The sequence below is a fragment of the Streptomyces sp. NPDC088252 genome, from assembly GCF_044740965.1.
Lineage (GTDB): Bacteria > Actinomycetota > Actinomycetes > Streptomycetales > Streptomycetaceae > Streptomyces.
Genome location: NZ_JBIURS010000013.1, coordinates 16,761 through 43,185, shown reverse-complemented (window position 1 = coordinate 43,185; position 26,425 = coordinate 16,761). Strand labels below are relative to the sequence as shown.

General features: G+C 71.0%; 22 protein-coding genes and 1 pseudogene. 13 read left to right on the top strand and 10 right to left on the bottom strand.

The features are described from left to right. Positions 1–194: 194 nt before the first annotated feature. Entirely contained in the window at positions 195–707 is a 513-nt protein-coding gene (locus ACIOHC_RS25555) for a pyridoxamine 5'-phosphate oxidase family protein (RefSeq protein ID WP_351086468.1), read from the top strand. A gap of 84 nt (positions 708–791) precedes the next feature. After that, complete coding sequence (locus ACIOHC_RS25550; RefSeq protein ID WP_365688422.1) at positions 792–1,112, top strand: DUF6191 domain-containing protein; 321 nt, start codon at positions 792–794, stop codon at positions 1,110–1,112. 38 nt (positions 1,113–1,150) lie between these two features. Here the strand turns inward: ACIOHC_RS25550 and ACIOHC_RS25545 are convergent, their stop codons facing one another. Both ACIOHC_RS25545 and ACIOHC_RS25540 read right to left on the bottom strand, forming a co-directional pair. After that, positions 1,151–1,951, bottom strand: a complete 801-nt coding sequence (locus tag ACIOHC_RS25545; protein WP_389637318.1) for a putative protein N(5)-glutamine methyltransferase — start codon at positions 1,949–1,951, stop codon at positions 1,151–1,153. Between the two features lie 344 nt (positions 1,952–2,295). Next, positions 2,296–3,798 carry an MDR family MFS transporter gene (locus ACIOHC_RS25540; RefSeq protein ID WP_351086483.1) on the bottom strand — a complete coding sequence of 501 codons (1,503 nt, stop codon included), beginning with the start codon at positions 3,796–3,798 and terminating at the stop codon, positions 2,296–2,298. Positions 3,799–3,947: 149 nt separating this feature from the next. On the opposite strand from ACIOHC_RS25540, the gene ACIOHC_RS25535 reads away from it, so the two are divergent. Together ACIOHC_RS25535 and ACIOHC_RS25530 are read left to right on the top strand one after the other, a co-directional pair. Continuing rightward, positions 3,948–4,538: a TetR family transcriptional regulator gene (locus tag ACIOHC_RS25535; protein ID WP_351086462.1), complete on the top strand. Its 591-nt coding sequence runs from the start codon at positions 3,948–3,950 to the stop codon at positions 4,536–4,538. A 180-nt stretch (positions 4,539–4,718) separates the two neighbouring features. Further along, positions 4,719–4,815 (top strand): annotated as a pseudogene (locus ACIOHC_RS25530) (integrase); the annotation flags it as partial. Between the two features lie 101 nt (positions 4,816–4,916). Here ACIOHC_RS25530 and glnA read toward each other — a convergent pair. Then, positions 4,917–6,278, bottom strand: coding sequence for a type I glutamate--ammonia ligase (gene glnA, locus ACIOHC_RS25525; RefSeq protein WP_093897617.1), 1,362 nt, complete (start codon positions 6,276–6,278; stop codon positions 4,917–4,919). A gap of 245 nt (positions 6,279–6,523) precedes the next feature. Between glnA and ACIOHC_RS25520 the strand changes: the two genes are divergently transcribed. The 5 genes from ACIOHC_RS25520 to ACIOHC_RS25500 all read left to right on the top strand — a co-directional run bounded on the left by ACIOHC_RS25520 (position 6,524) and on the right by ACIOHC_RS25500 (position 12,541). After that, positions 6,524–7,201, top strand: a complete 678-nt coding sequence (locus tag ACIOHC_RS25520; protein ID WP_351082455.1) for a DUF3105 domain-containing protein — start codon at positions 6,524–6,526, stop codon at positions 7,199–7,201. Continuing rightward, positions 7,198–7,923, top strand: coding sequence for a DUF305 domain-containing protein (locus ACIOHC_RS25515; RefSeq protein ID WP_401844143.1), 726 nt, complete (start codon positions 7,198–7,200; stop codon positions 7,921–7,923). The genes ACIOHC_RS25520 and ACIOHC_RS25515 overlap by 4 nt, the downstream gene beginning before the upstream one ends. A gap of 127 nt (positions 7,924–8,050) precedes the next feature. Next, on the top strand, positions 8,051–8,476 hold the full coding sequence (locus ACIOHC_RS25510) for a CBS domain-containing protein (protein WP_351082461.1): 426 nt from the start codon (positions 8,051–8,053) through the stop codon (positions 8,474–8,476). Between the two features lie 403 nt (positions 8,477–8,879). Next, positions 8,880–10,709, top strand: a complete 1,830-nt coding sequence (locus ACIOHC_RS25505) for a multicopper oxidase domain-containing protein (protein ID WP_365688414.1) — start codon at positions 8,880–8,882, stop codon at positions 10,707–10,709. Between the two features lie 77 nt (positions 10,710–10,786). Beyond that, the gene (locus tag ACIOHC_RS25500; protein ID WP_351082466.1) at positions 10,787–12,541 is read left to right on the top strand and encodes an NAD+ synthase; all 1,755 of its coding nucleotides are present in this window, start codon (positions 10,787–10,789) and stop codon (positions 12,539–12,541) included. A gap of 106 nt (positions 12,542–12,647) precedes the next feature. On the opposite strand, the gene ACIOHC_RS25495 is transcribed toward ACIOHC_RS25500, so the two are convergent. The 4 genes from ACIOHC_RS25495 to ACIOHC_RS25480 all read right to left on the bottom strand — a co-directional run bounded on the left by ACIOHC_RS25495 (position 12,648) and on the right by ACIOHC_RS25480 (position 17,883). Continuing rightward, the gene (locus ACIOHC_RS25495) at positions 12,648–13,871 is read right to left on the bottom strand and encodes an MFS transporter (RefSeq protein ID WP_401844141.1); all 1,224 of its coding nucleotides are present in this window, start codon (positions 13,869–13,871) and stop codon (positions 12,648–12,650) included. Positions 13,872–14,257: 386 nt separating this feature from the next. Further along, positions 14,258–15,286: an endonuclease/exonuclease/phosphatase family protein gene (locus ACIOHC_RS25490; protein ID WP_351082470.1), complete on the bottom strand. Its 1,029-nt coding sequence runs from the start codon at positions 15,284–15,286 to the stop codon at positions 14,258–14,260. A gap of 191 nt (positions 15,287–15,477) precedes the next feature. Further along, complete coding sequence (locus tag ACIOHC_RS25485) at positions 15,478–16,140, bottom strand: TetR/AcrR family transcriptional regulator (protein ID WP_351082472.1); 663 nt, start codon at positions 16,138–16,140, stop codon at positions 15,478–15,480. Positions 16,141–16,269: 129 nt separating this feature from the next. Then, on the bottom strand, positions 16,270–17,883 hold the full coding sequence (locus ACIOHC_RS25480; protein WP_401844138.1) for an MFS transporter: 1,614 nt from the start codon (positions 17,881–17,883) through the stop codon (positions 16,270–16,272). A 179-nt stretch (positions 17,884–18,062) separates the two neighbouring features. Here ACIOHC_RS25480 and panB point away from each other — a divergent pair, with 179 nt between their 5' ends. The 3 genes from panB to ACIOHC_RS25465 all read left to right on the top strand — a co-directional run bounded on the left by panB (position 18,063) and on the right by ACIOHC_RS25465 (position 21,010). Then, positions 18,063–18,950, top strand: coding sequence for a 3-methyl-2-oxobutanoate hydroxymethyltransferase (panB, locus tag ACIOHC_RS25475; protein WP_351082476.1), 888 nt, complete (start codon positions 18,063–18,065; stop codon positions 18,948–18,950). A 180-nt stretch (positions 18,951–19,130) separates the two neighbouring features. After that, positions 19,131–20,153 (top strand): ATP-binding cassette domain-containing protein, encoded by a 1,023-nt coding sequence (locus ACIOHC_RS25470; protein WP_351082478.1) that lies wholly within the window; start codon positions 19,131–19,133, stop codon positions 20,151–20,153. Continuing rightward, on the top strand, positions 20,150–21,010 hold the full coding sequence (locus ACIOHC_RS25465; RefSeq protein WP_351082480.1) for an ABC transporter permease: 861 nt from the start codon (positions 20,150–20,152) through the stop codon (positions 21,008–21,010). Before ACIOHC_RS25470 ends, ACIOHC_RS25465 begins: the two co-directional genes overlap by 4 nt. A 17-nt stretch (positions 21,011–21,027) precedes the next feature. Here ACIOHC_RS25465 and ACIOHC_RS25460 read toward each other — a convergent pair whose 3' ends face one another. Further along, positions 21,028–24,351: a BTAD domain-containing putative transcriptional regulator gene (locus tag ACIOHC_RS25460; protein WP_351082482.1), complete on the bottom strand. Its 3,324-nt coding sequence runs from the start codon at positions 24,349–24,351 to the stop codon at positions 21,028–21,030. A 204-nt stretch (positions 24,352–24,555) separates the two neighbouring features. Here ACIOHC_RS25460 and ACIOHC_RS25455 point away from each other — a divergent pair, with 204 nt between their 5' ends. Next, complete coding sequence (locus ACIOHC_RS25455) at positions 24,556–25,353, top strand: site-2 protease family protein (RefSeq protein ID WP_351082484.1); 798 nt, start codon at positions 24,556–24,558, stop codon at positions 25,351–25,353. Positions 25,354–25,361: 8 nt separating this feature from the next. Here ACIOHC_RS25455 and ACIOHC_RS25450 read toward each other — a convergent pair whose 3' ends face one another. Both ACIOHC_RS25450 and npdG read right to left on the bottom strand, forming a co-directional pair. Beyond that, positions 25,362–25,589: a hypothetical protein gene (locus ACIOHC_RS25450; RefSeq protein ID WP_351082486.1), complete on the bottom strand. Its 228-nt coding sequence runs from the start codon at positions 25,587–25,589 to the stop codon at positions 25,362–25,364. Positions 25,590–25,628: 39 nt separating this feature from the next. Continuing rightward, positions 25,629–26,339 (bottom strand): NADPH-dependent F420 reductase, encoded by a 711-nt coding sequence (gene npdG / locus ACIOHC_RS25445; RefSeq protein WP_351082488.1) that lies wholly within the window; start codon positions 26,337–26,339, stop codon positions 25,629–25,631. Between the last annotated feature and the right edge of the window lie 86 nt (positions 26,340–26,425).

Genomic DNA, 26,425 nt, shown 5'->3' with positions numbered 1-26,425 from the left:
CGCGTTGTCGGACCATCCGAATACATCCAGTATGCGGATGTCCCTCTGCCTTGTGAGGCACCGCATCCGACGTCGCGCGCCGGTCCACGGGGGATTACGGGACAGCCCTTTGTCCCGCGCCGATGAATCCGGAGCAGATGCGCGGTCCACACTGCGCAGACAAAATGCTTCAAGGACCCGACCGGGAGGCCCGCATGTCCACATTCGAACCCGTCGCCGAGCTGGATGCCCGCTACAGCGCCGAGGGGGCGACGGCGGGCTCGTGGCCGGCGGCGGAGTCACTGCTGACCGGCGCGGAGATCTACTGGCTGAGCACGGTCCGGCCGGACGGCCGCCCGCATGTCACCCCGCTCATCGGGGTGTGGTCACAGGGCGCGCTGTGCTTCAGCACGGGGGCGTCGGAACGCAAGGGCCTGAATCTGGCCGCCAACCCGGAGGTGGTGCTGACGACCGGCGACAACACCCTTTCGGAGGGGTTCGACGTGGTGGTCGAGGGCCGGGCGGAGCGGGTGACGGACGAGGACCGGCTGAACCGGCTGGCCGCGGCCTGGGAGTCGAAGTACGGCCCACAATGGCACTTCGACGTCCAGGACGGCACGTTCCGGCACGCGGGCCACGAGGCGCTGGTGTTCGAGGTGTCGCCGCGTACGGTCTTCGGCTTCGGCAAGGGCGCCCTGTTCAGCCAGACGCGGTGGCGGTTCGGCTGAACGGCGTGACCGCGCGTACCCGGCTCGTCGTACGGCGGTGGGAACGGCGGTCCGGCGCCCGGCGTTGGGACGGGCATGGTGATGATGTCGAGTCTCTTGGTCATGGCCGTGCTGGTGACGGTGCCGTTCCTGCTGGCCTCGGCCCGCTACGCCGTCGTCCGTACCGGCCGGCCCGACCGGTTGCGACGCGTCCTCGCCGCCCGCACGCCTCGTCATGGGCTGGGTGTGGGGGCCTCTGTCGTCGATGAGCTGCACGCGTTCCTCAACTCGGCAAAGCGTCTGGAGATCGAGCACCGGGTGGAGGAACAGGTTCTGAAGGACGACGCGTTGGACGGCGCACCGCCCCGCATGGGAGTCGACCTGGACGCCGGGACGGCGGTGGTCCGGCGGAAGCCGGAATCCTGAGCCCGGACCGACCGGGCCGCCTCGGCGTCCGTCCGCGCTCAGTTCCCGGACGGCTCGGGCCGGGTCGCGATGACGACGGTGGCGTACAGCTCGTCGGAGGTGACCACACGCGGGATCAGACCGCTGCGGGCGACGGTCTCCTCGGCCCGAGCCGCCTGCCGCTCGCTCGTCTCGACCAGCAGATGCCCGCCCGGCGCCAGCCACCTCGGCGCCTCGGCGGTGACCCGCCGCAGGACGTCGAGGCCGTCCGCGCCCCCGTCGAGTGCGACGCGCGGCTCATGGATACGGGCCTCCGGGGGAAGCAGTTCGACATCGTCCGTCGGCACGTACGGCACATTGGCGAGCAGGATCTCCACCCGGCCGCGCAACGAGCCGGGAAGCGGGTCGAAGAGGTCGCCCTCGTGGACCCGGCCCGCGTCACCGACGTTGCGGCGGGCGCACCGTACGGCGGCGGGCGCGACATCGGCGGCGTGCAGTTCGATCCGGCCCAGCGTCGCGGCGAGCGCGGCGCCGAGGGCTCCGGAGCCGCAGCAGAGGTCGACGACGACCGCCCCGGGCCCGGCGAGGGCGACGGCCTGCTCCACCAGGAACTCGGTGCGGCGACGGGGTACGAAGACGCCGGGGTCCACGGCGATCCGCAGGCCGCCGAACTCTGCCCAGCCGAGGACGTGTTCCAGGGGAAGACCGGCGACCCGCCGTTCGACCATGGCCGCGAGTCCGGCGGGGTCGGCGGCCGTGGAGACGATCAACTCCGCCTCGTCCTCGGCGAATACGCAGCCGGCGGCGCGGAGGGTGGTGACGATGGAGGAGACGGTGAGCGGTGAAGCGGAAACCGACATGAAGCGCAGCCTTTCGGGAAAGCCGATGGGCGCTCCGCGGTCGATTACGTCGGGTCGACCGCGCGATCGTGCGGGATGAGCACCCAGCCTGATACAGCGGTAATGGGGCTCACCTCCTTGGTCGGTCCCCGTGTTCGGGATGGGTCACACTACCTCAGCGCGACGTCGGTGGAGGTCGCCTCGCGCGAAGCGGCCGTCCCGGACTCGTCCTTGACCTGTGCGGCGCACATGGCTGTGCCCCGCGCCGTCAGGACGCGGGGCAAGGCAGGGGAACCGGCCGGGCAGGATCGACCACGGGTCCACGCAGATCAGCTGTGGATCGACCACGGATCAGCGGGGACCTGCTACAGGTCGACGCTGTCACGCAGCTTCGTCGGCGTCAGGAACAGCGCGGCGATCACACCGATCACCGCGATGCCCGCCGAGATCAGGAAGATGGTGCCGGTCGCGTCACCGTACGCGGCGCGCACCACCTCCTGGATCTGCGGCGGCATCGCGTCGATGTTCAGCGTGGAGCCGCCGCCCGAGGACGAGGCCGCCGGGTCGACGCCGAGCTTCGCCAGGCCGTGGGTGATCTTCGTGGCGACCTGGTTGGCGAGCACCGCCCCCAGCACCGAGACCCCGATCGTGCCGCCGAGCGAGCGGAAGAAGGTGATCGCGCCACTGGCCGCGCCGAGTTCGCCGAGCGGGACGGTGTTCTGCAGCACCAGGACCAGGTTCTGCATCGACATGCCGACACCGATGCCGACCGCGAGCATGCCGATCGAGACAAGGACCAGCGAGGTCTCGTGGTCGATGGTGGACAGGCCCAGGAAGCCCAGGGTGAGGACGACCACGCCGGTGATGATGTACGGCTTCACCTTGCCGGTCCTGGAGACCAGGCGTCCGGCAACGGTGGAGGAGACCAGCACGCCGAACATCAGCGGAATGGTGAGGAGTCCGGCCTCGGTCGGTGAGTAGCCGCGGCCGATCTGGAAGTACTGGCCGAGGAAGACCGCGCCGCCGAACATCGCCATGCCGACCGCGAGACTCGCGACGATGGCGAGCGCGGGGTCGCGGCGGCGTACGACGTGGAGCGGGACGACGGGCTCCTTGACCCGGCTCTCGACCACGACGGCCGCGATCAGGATCAGGGCGCTGGCGCCGACCATGACGACGGTCTGCCAGGACAGCCAGTCGAAGTCGTTGCCGACGAAGGTGACCCAGAGCAGCAGCAGGCTGACGCCGCCGGCGATGAGCGAGGCACCCAGGTAGTCGACCTTCGTCTCCGGGCGGCGCACCTCGGCGAGATGCAGGGTGCGGGTGAGCATCACGAAGGCGACCAGCGTGAACGGTACGGCGATGAAGAAGCACCAGCGCCAGCCGAGCCACGAGGTGTCGGTGATGAAGCCGCCCAGGAGCGGTCCACCGACGGTGGCGACGGCCATGACGCCGCCCAGGTAGCCGTTGTAGCGGCCGCGTTCCTTGGGGCTGATCATCGCGGCGATGATCACCTGGACGAGCACCTGGAGCGCGCCCATGCCGAGTCCCTGCACGGCGCGGAAGGCGATCAACTGCCCGGTGGACTGGGCGAATCCGCACGCGATCGACGCGAGAACGAAGATGCCGATGGATATCTGGAGCAGCAGCTTCTTGCTGAACAGGTCGGCGAGCTTGCCCCAGATCGGGGTGGAGGCCGTGGAGGCCAGCAGGGTCGCGGTGACGACCCAGGTGTACTGCGACTGGGTGCCGTTCAGCGAGCCGATGATCTTCGGCAGCGCCACCGAGACCACCGTGCTGCTGATCATGGCCACGAACAGCACGATCAGCAGCCCGCTCAGCGCCCGCAGCACATGACGGTGATCCATCGGCGCGACTTCGGTCGGCGCGGCCGTTTGTGCGCTCACGCGCAACCTCCGGAAGGTTCGAACAGGAGCAGGGAAAGACTTCACCATACATGCCCACTGAGCAATTTTGCTCGCTGGGCAATTATGCCCGGCGGGGCGATACTGAACCCATGGAGAGCTCTGTGGGACTGCGGGAACGCAAGAAGGAAGCCACGCGGCAGGCCGTGCACGAGGCGACGCTGCGGCTGACCGTCGAGCACGGCTTCGACCACGTCACGGTGGAGGCCGTCGCGGACGCGGCCGGAATCTCCCGCAGAACGTTCTCCAACTACTTCACGGGCAAGGAGGACGCCCTCCTGTACGGCGAGGAGCAGCAGATAAGGGCCCTCGTCCAGACCGTGCGCGACCGCCCCGCCGAGGAGAGCGCGTGGACCGCACTGCGGGCGGCCGTGTCGCGGTTCGCCGAGCGCGTCTCGCCCCCGGAGCGCGAGTGGGCCCTGCGGACCAGACTGGCGATGCGCCACCCCTCACTGCTCGCCCGGCAACTCGCCAACCACGCCGCCCTGGAACGGGACCTGGCCGAGGCGGTGGCAGTCCGCCGGAGCCCGTCGGAGAAGCCGGTCCGCCCCCTGGTCCTGGCCGCGGCGTTCCTGTCCTCGCTGCGGATCGCCATGCGCATGTGGATCGAGGAGGACCTGGCCCGGGAGCCCGCCGAGGTGATCGACGAGATCCTGGACGAAATGGGCTGCCGGTTCGACTGAGCGAGAAGGGGCGCGGGACCGAAGCCACAGCACCGGCAGCAGGGCCTCCAGCTCGAAGGCGGTGACCTCGCTGCGGTATTCCTCCCACCCCTGCTGCTTGTCGCGGCAGGAAGTGGCCATTCGAGCCGGTCAGGTGGGATTGTCCGCAGTCGTCCGTGCTCGTCCGTCGCTGTCCGTCGGCTCGGCCACAGCGACCCAGGCTTCACGCTGCGGGTCTACACGCACCTCATTCCGAGCAGCGAAGGACGTACCCGTAAGGCCGTGGAGGGGATGTACGCGACCGTCGACGCGGCACCGGACGGCCCAGGGCGTCCAAGAACGGCTTCGGGCCGACGGTGCGACACCGTCGGCCCGAAGCCGCTCGCTTTCGAACCGCGCCTACAGCACCGGCAGCAGCGCCTTCAGCTCGAAGGCGGTGACCTCGCTGCGGTACTCCTCCCACTCCTGCTTCTTGTTGCGCAGGAAGAAGTCGAAGACGTGCTCACCGAGCGTCTCGGCGACCAGTTCGCTCTTCTCCATCAGAGAGATCGCCTCGCCCAGGTTCTGCGGCAAGGGCTCGATGCCCATCGCACGGCGCTCCGCGTCGGACAGCGCCCAGACGTCGTCGTCGGCACCGGCCGGGAGTTCGTAGCCCTCCTCTATGCCCTTGAGTCCCGCGGCGAGCAGCACCGCGTACGTCAGGTAGGGGTTGGCGCCGGAGTCGATGGAGCGGACCTCGACGCGCGCCGAACCGGTCTTGCCGGGCTTGTACATGGGGACGCGGATGAGGGCGGAGCGGTTGTTGTGGCCCCAGCAGATGTACGAGGGGGCCTCGCCGCCGGCGCCCGCGGCGCGGGAGGAGCCGCCCCAGATGCGCTTGTAGGAGTTGACCCACTGGTTCGTCACGGCGGAGATCTCCGCGGCGTGGGTGAGCAGGCCGGCGATGAAGGAGCGGCCGACCTTGGACAGCTGGTACTCGGCGCCCGACTCGTAGAAGGCGTTGCGGTCGCCCTCGAAGAGGGAGAGGTGGGTGTGCATGCCCGAGCCGGGGTACTCGGAGAACGGCTTCGGCATGAACGTCGCCTGCACGCCCTGCTCCAGCGCGACCTGCTTCATCACCAGGCGGAAGGTCATGATGTTGTCGGCGGTGGAGAGCGCGTCCGCGTACCGCAGGTCGATCTCCTGCTGGCCGGGGGCGCCCTCGTGGTGGCTGAACTCGACCGAGATGCCCATGGATTCGAGCATGGTGATCGCCTGGCGGCGGAAGTCCATGCCGACGTTCTGCGGGGTGTGGTCGAAGTAGCCGGAGCTGTCGGCGGGGGTGGGGCGGCTGCCGTCCACCGGCTTGTCCTTCAGCAGGAAGAACTCGATCTCCGGGTGGGTGTAGAAGGTGAAGCCCAGGTCGGAGGTCTTGGCGAGGATGCGCTTGAGGACGTAGCGGGGGTCGGCGAAGGACGGCGAGCCGTCGGGCATCAGGATGTCGCAGAACATCCGGGCCGTGCCGGGGGCCTCCGCGCGCCACGGCAGGATCTGGAACGTCCCCGGGTCCGGCTTGGCGATCATGTCGGACTCGTACACCCGGGCAAAGCCCTCGATGGCCGAGCCGTCGAAGCCGATGCCCTCGTCAAACGCCTGTTCCAGTTCGGCGGGGGCCACGGCAACGGATTTGAGGTAGCCGAGGACATCGGTGAACCACAGCCGTACGAAGCGGATGTCGCGCTCCTCAAGCGTTCTGAGGACGAATTCCTGCTGCTTGTCCATAGCTACATCCTTGCAGTTCAGACGGTCCGTGCACCACCACCCGGGGTAGGGGAGGAACTCCAGTATCACGACCCGGGATTTCACCCAGATTACGCACACGACGTGAGATGGAGCACCCGGCCACCCACTACGATCGGCGCCCATGGTGCGCACGGGGTGGAGCGGCTTCGCGACCGCCCGGTGCCCGCCGGTTCTCCCGACCGATTCCTGTCACTTCCCGCCCCTTCGCAGAAGGACCCGACGCCATGAGCTTCGACCGCAGGACCCGTATGGAGCAGATGCGCAACGCCGACCGCGCCCGCGAGCGCCGCAACCGTGTCCTGGCCATAAGCCTGAGCGTCCTCGTCGTCGTGGGGCTGGTCGGCTTCGGCTCGTACATGGTGCTGGACAAGTCCGAGGCGTCGGAGAAGAAGCCGGACGTCCGGGCCGAGGACGCCAAGGCGCCCTCGGCGGATCGGCAGAAGCCGGCCGACGGGCCGATCGAGGGCCTGAAGACGTGGGACGCCGAGAAGCTGACCCGCAACCACGTCACGACGCCCGTCACGTACCCGATGAAGCCCCCGGTCGGCGGTGACCACAACCCCGTATGGATGAACTGCGACGGCGAGGTCTACCAGAAGGCGATCCCCGACGTGAACGCCGTGCACTCGCTGGAGCACGGCTCGGTGTGGGTGACGTACACCGACAAGGCATCCGACGCCGATGTGGCGAAGCTCGCCGAGCGGGTCGGCCGGACGCCGTACTCGCTGATGAGCCCGTACAAGGACCAGGCCGGGACGATCATGCTGAGTGCCTGGGGCAATCAGGTCACGGTGGACGGCGCCGACGACCCGCGGGTCGGCCGGTTCTTCGCCGCGTTCGTGCAGGGGCCGCAGACCCCCGAGCCCGGCGCGGCGTGCACGGGCGGGCTGGGGGCCCGGTGACCGCTGTACGGCGTGGCCGGCGCGTCGAGTGGGTGGCGGGCTCCGCCGCCGGGCTCGCGCTGTTGTTCGCGGGGGTGGCGACGGTGGCCTCCGCGCGGGACGACGGTGCGCGCCATGCCGCCGCCCCCGCCCCGCGCACGCCCGCGGTGGACTCGGCGGACGCCGGTTTCGCCCGCGACATGGCGGTCCACCATCAGCAGGCCGTGGAGATGTCCTTCATCGTGCGTGACCGCACGCGTGACGAGGAGGTGCGCCGCCTCGCGTACGACATCGCCAATACGCAGGCCAACCAGCGGGGCATGCTGCTCGGCTGGCTGGACCTGTGGGAGCTGCCGAAGGCGGCCGCCGGGCAGGAGCCGATGGCCTGGATGGCGGCCGACGGGCACGAGGGACACACCATGGACGGCATGGGCGGCATGGCGGGGACGGAGGGCACGGGGACCGGGTACCGCGCGCACGACGGCTCCCTCATGCCCGGCATGGCCACCAGGACCGAGCTGGACCGGCTCCGCAGGGCGGGCGGCAGGAGTGCCGAGGTCCTGTATCTCCAGCTGATGACCGACCACCACAAGGGCGGCATCGACATGGCTCGCGGCTGCGCCCGGCTGTGCACGGTGAAGGTGGAGAAGCGCCTGGCCCAGGGGATGGCCGACGCCCAGCAGTCCGAGCTGGACACGATGGCGCGGATGCTGGCGGCACGAGGGGCGAAGCCCCGGTCCTGAAGGATTCCCTCCGAGCCGCAGATGCACCCGAATGGGCGATAGCGGTCGCGTCCGCCGAACGGGCCGATGACGATGGGTTGGCTCGGGGTCGTACAGCATGCCCGACGGCACGCAGGAGGAATCCCTCATGACCACCGCCAAGGACATCATGCACACCGGGGCCACATGGATCCCCGCGCACGAGACGCTCGACCGCGCCGCACAGCTGATGCGCGACCACAAGGTGGGCGCGCTGCCCATCTCGGCCAACGGCGAGGAGGACCGGATGATCGGCATCCTCACGGACCGCGACATCGTGGTCGGCTGTGTGGCGATGGGACACGATCCGTCGAGGATGACCGCGGGCGACCTCGCCCACGGCACCCCGCGCTGGATCGACGCGGGGGCGGGTGTGGAGCAGGTTCTGGAGGAGATGCAGACCCATCGCATCCGCCGGCTTCCGGTGGTCGAGAACAAGAAGCTGATCGGCATGATCAGCGAGGCCGATCTGGCGCAGCACCTCTCCGAGGAACAGATCGCCGCCTGGGCGGAGAAGGTCTACGCCCGCGGCTGACGGTTCCGCGAACGCACCGCTCAATGGCCCGGTACCCCTCGTGCGCGAGAGGTACCGGGTCGCTGTGCTGTGTGCCCGGCCGAGCCCTCAACACTGAGGAGATACGTATCAGCACTCCGTCGGTACAGCTCCCCGCGCGGCGCATACCCGGCAGGGGTAGGGTGCTCGACATGACACTGAGTGGATGTGCGACATACGGACAGTTGTTTCCGTCCGTCGTGCTGCCCATCGAGGTCGCCCACCTCGTCGGGGGCGGCGCGACGCGGGTGTCGCCGGTTCCCGGGCCGGACGCCCGGCCGGGCCGGACGCGTCGTGCCCCGTTGTCGGTGCTGCGGATACGGAAGGGGTGCCGCCCCTCCCCCAGCAGACCGTCCACCGACAACACCCCGAGGTGCTCTCCGTCATGCGCACTCCACCCACCCGGCGCGCCGTGCTCGGCGCCGCCGTCGCCACCGCCGGTACGACGGTCCTGGCCGCTTGTTCCGGCGAATCCGAGACGGGCCGCAGCGGCACGAAGGCCGGCGGCGCCGACGCCGACGGCACGACCCGCGGCGGCGTGAACCGCGGGACCTCCCCCCGGGGGAGGTCCACGGGCGAGTACGTCTCCCCCGACGGGGAGGAGGTCGCCGCGGCCGAGGCGAAGCGACCCTCCGGTCCCTCACGGAAGATCGATCTCACCGCCACCCCGTCCCGTCTCGATCTGGGCGGCGGGCTCGTCGTCGGCTCCTGGGCCTACGAGGCCCGGCTGCCCGGCCGGGAACTCCGGTTCGCGGTGGGCGACAACGTGACACTCACCCTCGCCAACCACCTTCCGGCCACGACCACCCTGCACTGGCACGGCCTCAACGTGCGCAACGACATGGACGGCGTCCCCGACCTGACCCAGAAGGCGATCAGGCCGGGCGCGGAATTCACGTACCGCTTCAAGGTGCCGCACCCGGGCACGTACTGGTTCCATCCGCACACGGGCGTCCAGCAGGACCGCGGGCTCTACGCACCACTGATCGTCGACGATCCGAAGGAGCCCCTCAAGTACGACAAGGAGTGGGTCGTCGTCCTCGACGACTGGGTCGACGGGGTGGACGGCTCCACGCCCGACTCGGTGCTCGACGAGCTGAGCCGGGGCAGGGGCGGCATGGACCACGGCGGTTCGGACGGCATGGACCACGGCGGCTCGGACCAGGGCGGCATGGACCACGGCGGTTCGGACGGCATGGACCACGGCGGCTCGGACCAGGGCGGCATGGACCACGGCGGCTCGGACCACGGCGACATGGACCAGCAGGGCGACATGGACGACAAGGGCGACGCGGGGGACAGCGGGCACGGTGGGTCCCCCAAGTCCGCCAAGCGCCGCTCCGGCCCCTCGCGGATCATGACGGACTCCTTCAGCAGACTGCTCGACAGCCACGGAGGCAATGTCGCGTACCCGTACTACCTGATCAACGGCCGCATCGCGAATTCGCCCTCCTCCTTCTCCGCCAAGCCCGGCGACCGCATCCGGCTGCGCATCATCAACGCGGGCGGCGACACCGCCTTCCGCGTGGCGCTCGGCGGTCACCGCATGACGATCACCCACACCGACGGCTACCCGGTCCGGCACACCACGACGGACGCCCTCCTGCTGGGCATGGGCGAGCGGTACGACGTGATGGTCACCGCCGGGGACGGGGTGTTCCCGCTGACCGCGCTCGCCGAGGGCAAGCGGGCTTCGGCGCTGGCCCTGCTCCGTACCGGAAGGGGCACGGCACCCTCCGCCTCCGTGCGGCCGAGGGAACTGGACGGAAGGCTGGTCGAGGCGGGCGAACTGTCGCCGGACGGGTCCGTGGCGCTGTCCGTCCGCGAGCCCGACCGCACCATCCGGTTCAAACTGACCGGCAACATGAAGGCGTTCGACTGGGCCTTCGACCGCGAGCCGTACAACCCCCGGCGACGCCATCCGGTCAAGGAGGGCGAGCGGGTCAGGCTGGAGTTCTACAACGTCACGACGATGTGGCACCCCATCCATCTGCACGGGCACTCGTTCGGCGTGGTGGGAGCGGCGGGGCCGCAGCACCGGGCCTCCCACCGGCGCGCGGCCACCTGGGCGCGCAAGGACACCGCGATCGTCCGCCCGCACAGCTCGCTGGCCATCGAGTTCGACGCGGACAACCCGGGCCTGTGGATGCTCCACTGCCACAACATCTACCACTCGGACGTGGGCATGATGACGGTCGTCGGCTACCGCCGCTGACCCGCTCCCGGCGGGCCACCTCGCGGGCGCGCGGCCCGCGAGGACATCGCGTCAGTCAGACGATTACACTGGTGCGCGTGCCTCAACTACGCCTCGCACTGAATCAGATCGACTCGACCGTCGGTGATCTCTCCGGCAACGCCGAGGCGATCGTCCACTGGACCCGGCACTCCGCCGAGCAGGGCGCCCACCTGGTGGCGTTCCCCGAGATGATGCTGACCGGCTACCCCGTCGAGGACCTGGCCCTGCGGTCGTCCTTCGTCGAGGCCTCGCGTCAGGCCCTGCGCGCGCTCGCCGCCCGTCTCGAAGCCGAGGGCTTCGGGGAGCTGCCGGTCGTCGTCGGTTACCTCGACCGTTCCGAAACGGCCCAGCCGCGCTACGGCCAGCCGGCCGGCGCCCCGCAGAACGCCGCGGCGGTGCTGCACCGCGGACAGGTCGCGCTGACCTTCGCCAAGCACCACCTCCCCAACTACGGCGTCTTCGACGAGTTCCGGTACTTCGTGCCGGGCGACTCGATGCCGGTGGTGCGGGTCCATGGCGTCGATGTGGCGCTCGCGATCTGTGAGGACCTCTGGCAGGACGGCGGCCGGGTGCCGGCCGCGCGGGCCGCGGGCGCCGGGCTGCTGCTGTCGATCAACGCCTCGCCGTACGAGCGGGACAAGGACGACACCCGGCTGGACCTGGTCCGCAAGCGGGCCCAGGAGGCCGGCTGCACCACCGCGTATCTGGCGATGATCGGCGGCCAGGACGAGCTGGTCTTCGACGGTGACTCGATCGTCGTCGACCGCGACGGCGAAGTGATCGCCCGTGCCCCGCAGTTCGCCGAGGGCTGCGTCGTGCTCGATCTGGACCTGCCGGCCGCCGAGGCCGAGGCGCCGTCGGGCGTGGTGAACGACGGGCTCCGGATCGATCGCGTGGTGCTCTTCGAGGAGCCCCTCGCGGCGTACGAGCCCGAGCTGGCCGGCGGATACGCGGAGCGGCTCGACGACGACGAGGAGCTGTACTCCGCGCTGGTCGTGGGCCTTCGCGCGTACGCCGCCAAGAACGGCTTCAGCAGTGTGCTGATCGGGCTCTCCGGCGGGATCGACTCGGCGCTGGTCGCGGCCATCGCCTGCGACGCGCTGGGCGCGCAGAACGTGTACGGCATCTCGATGCCGTCGAAGTACTCCTCGGACCACTCCAAGGGCGACGCGGCCGAGCTGGCCCGCCGTACCGGGCTCAACTTCCGCACCGTACCGATCGAGCCGATGTTCGACGCGTACATGGGCTCGCTGGGGCTCACCGGCCTCGCCGAGGAGAACCTGCAGTCCCGGCTGCGCGGCACGATGCTGATGGCCGTCTCCAACCAGGAGGGCCAGATCGTCCTGGCCCCGGGCAACAAGTCCGAACTGGCGGTCGGCTACTCCACGCTGTACGGCGACTCGGTCGGGGCGTACGGCCCGATCAAGGACGTCTACAAGACGTCGATCTTCCGCCTCGCGAAGTGGCGCAACCGCGCCGCCGAGGAGCGCGGGCAGACCCCGCCGATCCCGGAGGCGTCCATCACCAAGCCGCCCAGCGCCGAACTGCGGCCGGGCCAGGTCGACACGGACTCGCTGCCCGACTACGACGTACTGGACCGGATCCTGGAGCTGTACGTCGACCGGGACCAGGGTCTGGACGAGATCGTCGCGGCCGGGTTCGACGAAGCCCTGGTGACGAAGACGCTGCGGATGGTGGACACGGCGGAGTACAAGCGGCGGCAGTACCCGCCGGGCACGAAGATCTCCCCGAAGGGCTTCGGCAAGGACCGGAGACTGCCGATCACGAACCGGTGGCGCGAGTCGGGCTGAGCCGTGGGGTACCGGGGCCGGCCGGTGGCCGTCCTGTCCTCGGTCACCGGACGCCCCGGGTCGGGCCCGCCCTCCGGTAGCGGACGGGCCCGACCAGGCCCGCACCTCAGCGCGCGTCCGCCCGGACCTGGCTCCGCGCGGTTCGTGCCTCCGCGTCGGCGCTCGCGACGATCCGCGACGAGCTCGGACGGTCCCGGTCCAGCAGGCCGGCCACGGCCGCGACCGCCAGGCCCGCGACGGTGAGGGCCGCGCCGACCAGGGCCGGGGACGTCCAGCCCCAGCCCGCCGCGATCGCCGCGCCGCCCAGCCACGCGCCGCCCGCGTTGGCGAGGTTGAACGCGGAGTGGTTGGAGGCGGACGCCAGGGTCGGGGCGTGCCTGGCCTTGTTCATGACCAGCATCTGAAGCGGGGTGGTCGTCATGAAGCCGACCCCGCCGAGCAGGACGATCGTCACCAGCGCCGCCCACCGCACATGGACGGCGAACGGGAAGACGAGCAGGACGACGGCGAGGGCGCCGAGCGATCCGTACAGCGTCGGGCGCAGCGCCCGGTCCGTGAGCGGTCCCGCCGCGAGTGCGCCGAGCGTCATGCCGATGCCGAAGAGCGCGAGCACCGGCGTCACCGAGGACTCGCCGAAGCCCATCACCTCGGTCGTCATGGCCGAGAGGTAGGAGTACACGGCGAAGACCCCGGCGAAGCCGAAGACGGCGGTGAGCAGGCCGAGCAGCACCTGTCGGTCGCCGAGGGCACGCAGCTCGCGGCCCAGGCCCTGGTGGGCGTCGACGGGTACGTACGGTACGAGGCGGGCGAGCGCCGCCATCGCGCAGAGCCCGATCGCCGCGACCACCAGGAAGGTGGCCCGCCAGCCGAGGTGCTGGCCGAGCAGGGTTGCCGCCGGGACGCCGATGATGTTGGCCACGGTGAGGCCGAGGAACATGGTCGCCACGGCCCGTGCCCGCCGCCCCTCGGAGACCAGTCGGGCGGCGACGACCGCGCCGACGCCGAAGAACGCCCCGTGCGGCAGGCCGGCGAGGAACCGGCCTGCGATCAGCCAGCCGAATCCGGGCGCGAGCGCGGAGGCGAGGTTGCCGACCGTGAAAAGGGCCATCAGCAGCAGGAGCATCCGCTTGCGCGGGACCCGGGAGCCGACGGCGGTGAGCAGCGGTGCGCCGAGGACGACACCGATCGCGTACGCCGAGACGAGATGTCCGGCGGTGGGTACGGAGGTGCCGAGATCGTCCGCGACATTGGGCAGCAGGCCCATCATCACGAACTCCGTGGTACCGATGCCGAAGGCGCTCACAGCGAGTGCGAGCAGAGCCAGAGGCATGAGGAGAGACCTTTCCGCAGTGGAGGCGTGCCCGCCCCGGCCGGGCGTGTCCGACCGGCCGGGGCGGGAGCAGCGGGAGGAACCGGGGCACGACGGCAGGGCCGGGCCGGCTCCATCGCCGGCCGCCCTTGGTTCCCAAGCGGAACAAATTCTCTCAGACGGATCGTTCCGCGAGGTGAACGGACCGTTTCGGCAGAGTTGGACGCGGGCGGCGGCGCGGATCGGCCGACCGGGCCGGGCGACGGTACGGCCGACACGTCACGGCCGCATGTGTGCGAGGGCACGGCTCCCCCATCGCACCGCCCCCGCGCGAGCGCACGGTTCGCGCGTCACGGCGCCGCACGGGCGGGGACGGGCCGGGCGGGGGCGGGCCTACCTCGTACCTGTCACAGCTTCAGGCGTGCGGCGATCGGGAGATGGTCGCTGCCCGTCGACGGGAGCGTCCACGACGACACCGGCTCGACGTCCTTCACCAGGATCTGGTCGATCCGCGCCATCGGGAACGACGCCGGCCAGCTGAAGCCGAAGCCGTTGCCGGCCGCGCCCTGGGTGGACCTCAGCTGCGAGGTGACCGCGTTGAGCGAGCGGTCGTTCATCGTGCCGTTGAGGTCACCGAGCAGGATCACCTTGCCGAGCCGTTCGTCGGCGATGGCCTCGCCCAGGGCGTCCGCGCTGTCGTCGCGCTGGTTGGCCGTGAATCCGGCGTGCAGCTTGACCCGTACGGACGGCAGATGGGCCACATAGACGGCCACCTCGCCCCGGGGCGTCTTCACCGTGGAGCGCATCGCCCGGGTCCAGCCCATCTTGATGTCGACCGGCCGGGTGTTGCTCATCGGGTACTTGCTCCACAGGCCGACGGTCCCCTGCACCGAGTGGTACGGGAAGCGTTCGGCGAGCGCCGCCTCGTACTTCGACACCTGGCGGGTCGGCAGCTCCTCCAGAGCGATGATGTCGGCGCCGGAACCCGCGACCTGCCGGGCGGTGCCCGCCGGGTCGGGATTGTCGGCGTTGACATTGTGCGTGGCCACGGTGAGGTCGCCGCCGCTGCCCGACTTGTCGGTGAGCAGCCCGCCGAAGACGTTGAACCAGACCACGATCGGCAGCAGCAGGGCGATCAGCGCGGTCGCGGAGCGGCGCACCAGCCCCAGGATCAGCAGCAGCGGGACGAACGCGCCGATCCACGGCAGGAACGTCTCGGAGAGGCTGCCCAGATTGCCGATGGTGTTCGGGATCTTCGCGTGGAAGGCCATCACCAGGGTGAGGAGGACCGCGCAGAGGGCGAGCACGATTCCGCGCCGCCAGATGCCCGGGTCGCGGGTCCACTTGTCGCGCAGGTCCCGGAAACGGGATCCGGACCCGGTGCGCTGCGGCCCCGTACGGTCGTTCCCGGTGTCCGCTCCGTACGCCTGCACCATCGCGCTGTCCTCACTGCCTTGCCGTGCGTATCGCCGAGCCCTCGACCCTAGGTGATGGGCGGCGTGTTTCCTGCCGTCCACGACGGCTGTACTGCCACGAGGACGAAGGGCGGGGCCCTGAGGGTTCCTGACAGGAGCGGTGTGCGGGGGCTTGTGACAGAACGATCACACTCGCGCGGGCCCCGGGCGCGTCAGCCGTCGGCGGCCGGGGCGGAACCCGTCCGGGCGGCGAGGCCCTCGGTCAGGGTCCGGATGATGCGGTCGGCGAGGTCCTCGGGCAGCGGAGCGTCGGGCCGGTGGATGGTGCGGACGAGCATGGGTCCCAGGAACAGGTCGTTCATCAGCTCCACGTCCAGGTCCCCGCGCAGCTCGCCCGCGTCGACCGCCCGCCGCACGGCGGCCAGCAGGGCAGCGCGGCGGGGCGCTATGACGGTGCACTGGTATGCGGACCACAGCTTGGGGTGGCTCTTCATCTGCGCGAAGACGTTGTGGAGCAGGACGGAGGAGCGCTGGGCGAGGCCGCGTCTGCGCAGGGAGTCCAGCAGCAGCCGCAGGTCGTCGAGTCCGGCGGTGCCGGAGACGGCGGGTTCGGGGGGTTCGATGTCGCGCAGGACGTCGACGAAGAGCTCCTCCTTGCCGCTCCAGCGCCGGTAGATGGTTGCCTTGCCCACCCCGGCGGTCCGGGCGATCCGCTCGATGGACACGCCGGCGAGGGGCTCACCCGCCTCCAGCAGCTGGACGACGGCGTCCAGGATCGCCCGCTCGGCCGCCGCGCTGCGCGGCCGGCCCCTTCGCGGTTCCGGATCCTGCCGGACAGGGTGGTTCCGGCCCTGTGCCTGCGCCTCTACCTGCACCTGAATCCGCCTCTCGCCGCATCGTCCGCCCTTCCGATTCTCGCCGAGGGCGGCGGTGCCCGGTGCGCCGCCTCCGGGTCCCGGGGCCGGCCGGGACCCGGAGGCGGCACTTTCAGCTCTCCGGGGCCGTCACCGGCCCGCCTCGGCAGGTATCGAGGGCTCGCCCTCGTCGGAGCCGCTGGAGCTCTGTTCGACGGGTGTCTTCCCCGGCAGGAAGAGCGCGACCACGAGCGTGCCCACCAGGGCGACGGCCGCCGAACCGATGGCGGTGACGTGCATGGCTTTCAGGAACGCGTCGTTCGCCGCGGCGACCAGCGGGGCACCCGCCGGGCCCAGCTTGTCCGCGATGCCGAGCGTCGCCTCGATCGACTCCCCCGCCGCCTGCCTGGCGGCGGCAGGGAGCGCACCGAGGTGACCCTCGATGCCGCCGCGGTAGACGGTGGACAGCACCGAGCCGAGCACGGCGATGCCGAGCGCCCCACCGACCTGCCGGAACGTGTTGTTGACCGCCGATCCGGAACCGGCCTTCTCCCTGGGCAGCGCCTGCATCACGGAGACGGTGACCGGCGTCATCACGTGCGCCATGCCCGCACCCTGCACGAAGAAGAGCACGCACAGCACCCAGACCGGCGTGGTGGCGTCGAACAGCGCGAAGGCCGCGAGGCCGAACGCGACGAGCAGCATGCCGACACTGCAGACCAGGCGGGCACCGAACCGGTCGACGACCAGCCGGGCGCGCGGCGCGAAGATCATCTGGGCGACGGCCAGCGGCAGGATCAGCAGACCGGCCTCCAGCGCGCTCCAGCCACGCACGCTCTGCATGTAGAAGGCGGAGAAGAAGGTCACCCCCATGAGCGCGAAGAAGACCAGCGCTATGGCGGCGACGGCCGCGGAGAACGACGGCTCCTTGAAGTACGTGATGTCGAGGGCCGGGTGGCTGGTGCGCTTCTCGTACCGGACGAACGCGGCCAGGACGATCAGGCCGCCGACGACCGAGAGGAGCATGACGGGGTCGGTGAAGTCGGCGAGCTGTCCGCCGCGGATGATGCCGTACACCAGCAGGACGAGACCGACGATGGACAGCAGCACCCCGACGGGGTCGGTCCGGCCCGGCTTCGGGTCCCTGGAGTCCGGCACCAGCAGCACCATCGCGATCAGCGCGACGACCACCACGGGCACGTTGACCAGGAAGATCGAGCCCCACCAGAAGTGTTCGAGAAGCAGCCCGCCGGTGATCGGGCCGATCGCGATGGCGAGGCCGACGCTGCCGGCCCAGATGCCGATGGCCTTGGGCTGCTCGTCGCGTTCGAAGACGTTCATCAGGACGGCGAGCGTGGCGGGCATGACGAACGCGGCGCCGAAGCCCATCACGGCTCGCCAGGTGATCAGTTCACCGGGCGAGCCGGACATGGACGCGAAGGCGGAGCCGACTCCGAACAGGAGGATGCCGAAGAGCAGCACCTTCTTGCGGCCGATGCGGTCGCCGAGCAGCCCCGCCGTGAAGAGGAGTCCGGCGAAGACGAGCGTGTAGGCGTTGATCGCCCACTCCAACTCGCTCTGGGTGGCACCGATGCCGGTGGGCGCGGGACTGGCGATGGTCTTGACCGCGACGTTCAGGATCGAGTTGTCCAGCACCACGATGAGCAGACTGAGCATCAGAACGACGAGGATCGCCCAACGGCGGCGGTGAACCGCCTCGGGAACCTGGGGCAGGGCGGGGCGAGCGCCCGAGGGTATTGACATGTCACGGAGCTTATATGATTTCGATACGACACCGTCTCGTATTGGAAGCTCTTTACCGGGGTACCGCCACGGGCGCGGACGGACGGGCCCACTTCCCGTGGACGGCCGCGGGATGCCACCATGGAACCGGTCCGGGGACGCCGTCAGGGCGCCTCGAGATGACGAAGGAGCCATTGGCAATGTCGCTTCAGGCTGCGCAGAACAAGTCCGCCGCCACCCCCGCGGGGGCCACCACCGACAGCAGCAAGGCGCTGTACGGGGGCAAGGGCACCCGCCGTATCTCCATCCATGACATCGCCGCCGCCACCGAGCGCGGCGAGAAGTGGCCCATGCTCACCGCCTACGACGCGATGACCGCGTCCGTCTTCGACGAGGCCGGCATCCCGGTCATGCTGGTCGGTGACTCCATGGGCAACTGTCACCTCGGCTACGAGACCACCGTGCCCGTCACGATGGACGAGATCGCGATCCTCTCCGCCGCTGTCGTACGGGGCACCAGGCGCGCCCTGATCGTCGCCGACCTGCCCTTCGGGGCCTACCAGGAGGGGCCGGTCCAGGCCCTGCGCAACGCCACCCGGCTGATCAAGGAGTCGGGTGTCGGCGCGGTCAAGCTGGAGGGCGGCGAGCGCAGCCACGAGCAGATCCGGCTGCTGGTCGACGCCGGTGTCCCGGTCATGGCCCACATCGGTCTGACCCCGCAGTCCGTCAACGCGATGGGCTACCGGGTGCAGGGCCGCGGCGAGGAGGCCGCCCAGCAACTGCTGCGCGACGCCAAGGCCGTGCAGGACGCGGGCGCGTTCGCCGTCGTCCTGGAGCTCGTCCCGGCCGAACTGGCCGCCGAGGTCACCCGCACCCTGCACATCCCGACCGTCGGCATCGGCGCCGGTCCCGACACGGACGCCCAGGTGCTGGTCCACACCGACATGGTCGGGCTGACCGGCGGCAAGGTGCCGCGCTTCACCAAGCAGTACGCGAACCTCCGCCAGGTGCTGGGCGATGCCGCGAAGGAGTTCGCGGAAGAGGTCGTGGGCGGCGCGTTCCCGGCCGCGGAGCACACCTTCCACTAGGGCCCTTCGTCAGGATCAGGCCTGATCCGGACGAGGACCCCGGTTCTCCCGGGGCCCGGCCCGCACAGCGGGCCGGGCCCCGGATCCGGACCACTGCCCGCACCACCGACAGCCCGCCGACATCCCCCATCGGCGGGCTGTCGGCCCGTTGTCGGCGGACTGTCGGTGGCACCTGGTCCCATGGTGGGCATGACGCGAATCGACAAGAACCCCAGGAGCGGCCCGAACGCCGTCGAGGTCCGGGGACTGGTCAAGCACTACGGCTCGACCAAGGCTCTGGACGGCGTGGACCTCGATGTCCGCGAGGGCACCGTGCTCGGTGTGCTCGGCCCCAACGGAGCCGGCAAGACCACGCTCGTACGCTGCCTGTCCACCCTGATCGTCCCCGACGCCGGGCACGCCGTCGTGGCGGGCTACGACGTGGTGAAGCAGCCCCGGCAGCTGCGCCGCACCATCGGCCTGACCGGGCAGTACGCCTCGGTCGACGAGAAGCTCTCCGGCTGGGAGAACCTCTACATGATCGGGCGGCTGCTCGATCTGCCGCGCAGGACCGCCCGCGCGCGTGCCGACGAGCTCCTGGAGCGGTTCTCGCTCACCGACGCCGCCAGGCGCGCCGCGATGGACTACTCCGGCGGCATGCGGCGCCGCCTCGACCTGGCCGCGTCGATGATCGGCAGCCCGGCCGTCCTCTACCTCGACGAGCCGACGACGGGGCTCGACCCCCGGACCCGCAACGAGGTCTGGGACGAGGTGCAGCGGATGGTCGCGGAGGGGGCGACCGTCCTGCTCACCACCCAGTACATGGAGGAGGCGGAGCAGCTCGCGAACGAGCTCACCGTCATCGACAAGGGCCGGATCATCGCCAACGGCCGGGTCGACGAACTCAAGGCGAAGGTCGGTGGCCGCACCCTGCAGATCCGGCCATCGGATCCGGCGCAGCTGCCCGCGATGGCGCAGGCGCTCAGGGAGGCCGGCCTCGACGGCGTCGCGGGCGCGCAGGCCGTCCCGGACGAAGGGCTGCTGTACGTACCGATCCTCAGCGATGAGCAGCTGACCGCCGTCATCGGGCTGCTCGGCACCCGGGGTTTCTCGCTGGCCCATGTCGCCACCGCGCTGCCCAGCCTGGACGAGGTCTTCCTGGCCATCACCGGCGAGAAGAGCACTTCCGCCACCGACACGATCCCCGCGGAGGTCGCGGCATGAGCACGACGATCCAGAAGCCCGCTCCCGCCGACACCGCCACCGCTGCGGGCCGGCCGAAGGCGCCCGCCGGTGAGGGCCGGATCGGGCTGCGCGGCAACATCCGGCACATCGGGGCGCTGATGCGGCGCAATCTGCTCCAGATCAAGAAGGATCCGGAGTCGATGTTCGACGTGCTGCTGATGCCCATCATCTTCACCCTGCTGTTCGTGTACGTCTTCGGCGGGTCCATCGGCACGAGCCTGGGCGGCGACCGGCAGACCTACATCAACTACGTGGTCCCCGGCCTGATGGCGATGATGGGCATGAACATCGCCACCGCGGTCGGGACCGGTGTCAACGAGGACTTCCACAAGGGGGTCATGGACCGGTTCCGGACGATGCCGATCGCCCGGTCCTCGGTCCTCGTCGCGAAGATCGCGGTCGAGCTGGGCCGGATGATGGTCGCCACGACGATCCTGCTGGGCATGGGCTTCCTGCTCGGCATGGAGCTGAAGACCTCGGTGCTCGGTCTGCTCGCGGCGGTCGGCCTGTCGGCGGCCTTCGGTGCCGCCATCATGTGGATCTTCATCCTGCTCGGGCTGTCCCTGAAGACACCCCAGGCGGTTCAGGGACTGGGGATGCTGGTGCTCATTCCGCTGCAGTTCGGCTCTTCGATCTTCGCCCCGACCGCCACGATGCCCGGCTGGCTCCAGGCGTTCACCGACTACAACCCGCTGTCCAACCTGGCGGACGCGGCGCGCGGGCTGATGATCGGCGGGCCGGTCGCCCACTCGGTGTGGCTGACGCTCGGCTGGGCGGTGGCGATCACCGCGGTGACGGCTCCGCTCGCGGTCGCCAAGTTCCGCAAGCGGACCTGACGCGCACCGGTGACGGTTCAGTCCCGGCACGCCTCGGCGAGAGCGGTGGCCTCCTTCAGGGAGAGGCCGCCGCCCTCGGCGTACGCGGTGTCGTAGGCAGCCCGGCCGAGAACGGCGACGGCCAGTCGCTCCGCCTCGGCCCAGTCGTGCCGCTCCATCGACGACGGTGCGTGGCCCCGGGGCAGCAGTCCGCGGCCGGCCCCCAGCAGCCGGGCCGCAGTCGCGGCCCGGCGCTCGCCGCCGATGCCGGCCAACGACCGTGCGAGGCCGACGAGGTGGATCACGGACATATGGGGCGCCACCATCTGGGACAGCCGGTCGTGGGACCGGACCAGCGCCTCCAGTCCCCTGGACAGGGCCTCGGCGTACCGGCCGTCCTGGTTGTCCAGCCAGGCCAGTCCGCCCAGCATGAAGCCCTCGAAGATGGCCAGCGTCTCGGAGCGGAACTCCTCGCGCACCGCGTCCAGTTGCTCCCGGGCCTCGCCGGTGCGTCCGGTCCGTCCCAGCCACAGGGCGAGGTAGAGCCGGGCGGCGGGCATCGCCTCGTGACCGGTACGTCCCTCCGCAACCACCTCCCGCAGGATCGCCTCGCCCTCGTCGCCGCGGCCGAGTTCGGTGAGCACGGACGCGTACCGGGACCGCAGGACCGACACCTGGGATTCGGCGCCGAGCTTGCGCGCGTAGTCGATGGCGGCCCGGAAGTCCTCGGCCGCGCGCGCGTACTCGCCCCGTTTCTCGTTCGCCTCGCCCCGGGAGGAGAGCGCCTCGGCGGCGCCCCAGTCGTCGCCGAGCCGGACGAAGATCTCCAGGCTCTCGTCCGCGTCACGGCGCGCGTCCCCCGCCCATTCGGACCGGTTGGCCAGCACGTTGGCACGCATCTGGAGCGCGCCGGCCAGTTCCCACACGTAGCCGAACTCCCGGCTGGCGCGGACCGTTTCGTCCAGCAGCTCGCGCAGGTCGTCGACCCCGCCGGTCAGCATGACCGCGAAGAACCAGAGCGATGCCGGGGTGCGGCAGGTCTGCGGCTGCCCCGCGTGGTAGGTGTCCGCGATGACGCGCAGCCGGGCCATGCCCCTCGCGTCGGTCCACAGGTCCCGGGAGTGGTCCATGCTGACCAGTTGGACCAGGCCCACCTGGCGCCGTGCTTCCTGGAGCAGTTCGGGCGACATGGGCGGCGGCGCGTCGGTGCAGCGCTCGCGGAGGGACGGCGCGGGTTCGGCGGGCCCGGCGAACGGGTCGGGGCCCAGCGCGGCGGCCGCGTCGGCCCAGTGCAGGGCGTCGGCGCGCAGATCGTGCATCTGCCAGTACCAGCACAGCGACAGCACCATGCAGAGCACCTCCTGCTCGTCGCGGGAGGCGACGGCCCTGCGCAGGGCGGTACGGAGGTTCTCGTACTCGCTCTGGAAGAGGTCGATGGCGGCCCGCTGACCGGCGCCGCGGAGCTCGGGGTCGGTGGTCCGGGCCAGTTCCCGGAAGTGCACCAGGTGGCGCCGCTCCACGGCGTCCCGCTCCGCCGCCTCGTCGAGCCGTTCGGCGGCGTACTCGCCCACGGTCTCCAGCAGCCGGTAGCGCATCTCGCCGTCGTCGGCGGGCGCGGCGACGACGAGGGACTTGTCGACGAGCGAGCCGAGCAGCCCGGCGACCTCGGGCACGCCCCGCGGGTCGTCCGTGCAGACGGCCTCGGCGGCGGCCAGGGTGCAGCCGCCCGCGAAGACCGACAGCCGGCGCAGCACGGCCCGTTCGGAGTCGTCGAGCAGGTCCCAGGACCAGTCGACCACGGCACGCAGCGTCTGCTGGCGGGGCAGGACGGTACGGGCGCCGCTGGTGAGCAGGCGGAACCGGTCGTCGAGCCGGTCGGCGATCTGGCGCGGGGTGAGCATCCGCAGCCGGGCCGCGGCGAGTTCGATGGCGAGCGGCAGCCCGTCGAGGCGGCGGCAGATCTCGGCGGCGGCCGCGGCGGTCTCCTCGTCCGCGTCCACCCGGAAGCCGGGCCGCGCGGCGGCGCCGCGGTCGGTGAACAGCCGGAGCGCCATCGGGTCGGGCAGCGGGTCGACGGGCCGCACGAACTCGCCGGGCACCCCGAGGGGTTCGCGGCTGGTGGCCAGCACGGTGAGTTCCGGACAATGGGCGAGGAGATGGTCGGCGAGGGTGGCGGCGGCCCCGACGACGTGCTCGCAGTTGTCCAGCAGGAGGAGCATCCGGCGCCGTGAGCAGTGCTCGGTGAGGCGTACCAGGGGGTCGCCGGCATTGCCCTCGGCGACCCTCAGTTCCTCGGCGCCGGCCCCGCGCAGCACGGTCTCGCGGGCGCCGAGCGCGGTCAGCACGGCCTCCGGTACCGCCTCGGGGTCGTCGACGGGGGCGAGTTCGGCCAGCCAGACGCCGTCCGGCCAGGCGGCGGCGACGGATTCGGCGGCCTCCTGGGAGAGCCGGGTCTTGCCCGCCCCGCCGGGACCCAGGAGGGTGACCAGCCGGGCGTGCGAGAGGTCCTCGCGCAGGGCGTCGATGTCGCCCTCGCGCCCGACGAAGCTGGTGAGCCGGGCCCGGAGGTTTCCCTGCGGGACGGCGGGGGCCCGGGTACGGGCGGCCGGGACCGGCTCGGCCGCCACGACCGGTCGCTCCGGGGCCTGGTGGAGCAACTCGGCGTGCAGGGAACGCAGTTCGGGGCCGGGATCGGTGCCGAGACGGTCGGCGAGCAGGGTGCGCATCTCGTCGTACGCGGCCAGTGCCTGCGCCGGGCGCCCGGCGTCGCGCAGGGCCCGCAGCCGCAGTGCCTGGAGGGGTTCGTCGATCGGGTGCTCGGCGCAGAGGGCGAGCAGTTCGGGCAGGACCTCGTCGGCGCGGCCGAGCGCGAGGGCCGCGGCGAGCCCGGTGCGCCGGGCGTCCAGACGCCGGGCCGCCCAGCGGGCCGCGACGGCGCCGCGGTCGGGGAGATCGGCCAGGACCGGCCCCCGCCACAGGGCGAGCGCGTCGGCGACCACGGCCTGGGCCTTCGCCGCGTCACCCTCCTCCAGCGCCCGCGCCCCCTCCGCCGCGAGCCGCTCGAAGCGGTACAGGTCGACCGCGTCCGGCTCCGCGGCGAGCCGGTAGCCGCTCTCCGCCGAGGCGACGGCCGCATGGCCGAGCGCCCGCCGGAGCCGGCCGACCAGCGCCTGCAGGGCGCCCACCGCGTCGGCCGGCGGGTCGCCGTCCCACACCTCGTCGATGAGGACGGCGGCCGGGACGGCGCGGCCGGGGCGCAGCGCGAGAACGGTGAGGAGCGCGCGCAGCCGTGCCCCGCCGAGGGCGACGGCCGTGCCGTCGTCGCGGAGTGCCAGAGTGGTCCCGAGGATGCAGTAACGCACGCGCCTATTCTCCGTGACCGGGATCGGGAAGGAGACGCGCGTTCGGTCGTACCCGTGTTCGCCGTGTGCCGGAATCGCTCGTCATGCCCCCACCCTTCACGGAACCACCGCCCCGGCGCGAGACGTTTGTGACGTGTCGGCTGTACGGTCGCTCTCGCCGCCCGTCGCCCCGCCCCCTTCCGGCCAGCCACCAGGAGTTCGCCGATGACCACCGCAAGCGCCCGCAGCGACCGGCGGATCAGCCCGGTCTTCCTCGGGATCGTCGCCGTGATGGCGGTGTCGGCCTGGGCGGTGTGGACGGATTTCGCGAAGCAGCCCGGAATCGCCTTCTTCCTCTTCGTGACGGCGGCCTGGGTGGTGTCGCTCTGTCTGCACGAGTACGCGCATGCCCGTACCGCCCTGCACAGCGGGGACATCTCCATCGGATCGAAGGGCTATCTGACCCTGAATCCGCTGAAATACACCCACGCGCTGCTGAGCATCGTGCTTCCGGTGCTGTTCGTGATCATGGGTGGTATCGGTCTGCCCGGCGGTGCGGTCTTCATCGAGCGGGGCCGGATCAGCGGTCGCTGGAAGCACAGTCTGATCTCCGCGGCGGGCCCGCTGACGAACGTGCTGTTCGCGATCGTGTGCACGGCGCCGTTCTGGCTGCACGCGCTGGACGGCGTGCCGGTCGGCTTCCAGTACGCGCTGGGATTCCTGGCGCTGCTCCAGGTCACCGCGGCGATCCTGAATTTCGTCCCGGTGCCGGGGCTGGACGGCTACGGCGTGATCGAACCCTGGCTCTCGTACCGGATCCGCCGACAGGTGGAGCCGTTCGCCCCGTTCGGGCTGATCGCGGTCTTCGGCGTGCTGTGGATCCCCGAGATCAACCACGCGTTCTTCGACGCGATCCACGCGCTGCTGCGGACACTGGGCATCAGCGAATTCACGACGTACTGCGGATTCGACACCTACCGCTTCTGGCAGGCGGCCGATCCGGTCTGCGCGGTCAATCTCTGATCCGCCGCTCAGCCGGCGGCGTGTGCGCGCTGCCTGCGGAGGTAGAACCACGCCATGTTGGACGAGAGGCCGGCCAGCAGCACCCAGACGATCCCGAGCCAGCTGCCCTGGACGAACGAGATCACGGCCGCGACGACGGCCAGGACGCAGACGGCGACGGCGTAGAGAGCGAGGCGGGGCATGGGGGGCGGCTCCTGTCCGGGGGGTGGTGCACGGTCCCGTCCAGTGTCCCCCATGCCCCTTTCCGCTCGCCGCAGGGTGGGGCGGGAACGTGCTCAGACGTCGGTGGTACGCAGCCCCGCGTGCGCCTTGTAGCGGCGATTGACCGAGATCAGGTTGGCGACCAGCGACTCGACCTGATGGGCATTGCGCAGCCGCCCGGCGAAGATGCCGCGCATGCCGGGGATCCGGCCCGCCAGCGCCTGCACGAGGTCGGTGTCGGCACGGGCCTCGCCGAGCACCAGCACATCGGTGTCGATCTCCTCGATGGCCTCGTCCTGCAGCAGCACGGCGGAGAGGTGGTGGAAGGCCGCGGTGACCCGGGACTCCGGCAGCAGGGCGGCGGCCTGCTCGGCGGCACTGCCCTCCTCGGGCTTCAGGGCGTAGGCGCCCTTCCTGTCGAAGCCGAGCGGGTTGACGCAGTCGATGACGAGCTTGCCCGCGAGCTCGCCGCGCAGCGACTCCAGGGTCTTGGCGTGGCCCTCCCACGGCACGGCGACGATCACGACATCGCTGCGGCGCGCGCATTCGGCGTTGTCCGCGCCCTCGACACCGTGGCCGAGCTCGTCGGCGGCGGTCCGCGCGCGGTCGGCGGCACGGGAACCGATGATCACCTTCTGCCCGGCGCGGGCGAAGCGGTAGGCGAGTCCGCGGCCCTGCGGCCCGGTGCCGCCGAGCACGCCGACGGTCAGTCCGGACACATCGGGGAGGTCCCACGGGTCCTTGGCGGGGGGCTTGGGCGCGCTGTCGCTGTCATTCGTAGTCATGGCTGCGACACTACTGCCCGCGAGGGGAAGGAACGTTCCCTCGTCCCATCGGCGGTCCGGCTCGCGACGGCGGACCCGTTCGGGGG